Below are 744 nucleotides of genomic sequence, written 5' to 3' on the forward strand. Positions count from 1 at the left end.
CCTTTGAGAAGCTTCTTGCCAAGACCTTCATAATCTATGAGATAACGCATCGCCAAACGTACTTTTTCCTTAGCAAAAATAGGATTCGTCGTATTGAATCCCCAGTACATCATAGTTGGCACTAACACTCTTTCAACTTTAACATCTGTTGTTTTTTGCAGATCTGCAAGATCTTCAGGTGTCAAATTACGAGCAACATCAATATCGTGCTTTTGCAACAACAAACGTTGTGTTCCGGGCTCTGCAACATGGCGAATTAAAATCTGCTTCAGTTTAGGCGCTTGTCCCCAATAGTGAGAGCTTGCACGCAACAAAAGAGCTTCTCCAGAGCGCCAACTTTTTAACTGATAAGGACCAACACAAGCAGCATGACTTTTCAAATACTGATTTCCAAAATCGCCATCTTTTTCGTGTTTCATAATCGTCTTACGATCAAGCAAAGCTGTTGCACGACTCGCAACAATATTATTAAGAATGAGCTCTGCTGGATAAGGTTTATCAAATTTCATCACAACCGTTTTCTCATCGGGAGCTTGCAAAGCATCATCAACATTTTGCTCTGTAATTCCATATTCATTAAAAATTGCCGCATTACCCATCTTCAATTTGACAATCCGCTTCATACCCCAAACAAGATCATTGGCATTGGCTGATCTGCCATCATTAAACTTCAAACCATCACGTAAATGAAAAGTAATCACCGTACTGTGATCATCACCTGAAACATCCCAATGTGTTGCTAAA

General features: G+C 39.8%; 1 protein-coding gene. It reads right to left on the reverse strand.

Translation table 11 applies throughout. The annotated features are described in order from the left end of the window. Positions 1 to 744 (reverse strand): ABC transporter substrate-binding protein (locus ACFIMA_RS09825; protein WP_375693786.1); only part of this gene is annotated, 744 nt, incomplete at both ends.

Source organism: Bartonella sp. AP88HLJMH, from assembly GCF_042195605.1.
Lineage (GTDB): Bacteria > Pseudomonadota > Alphaproteobacteria > Rhizobiales > Rhizobiaceae > Bartonella.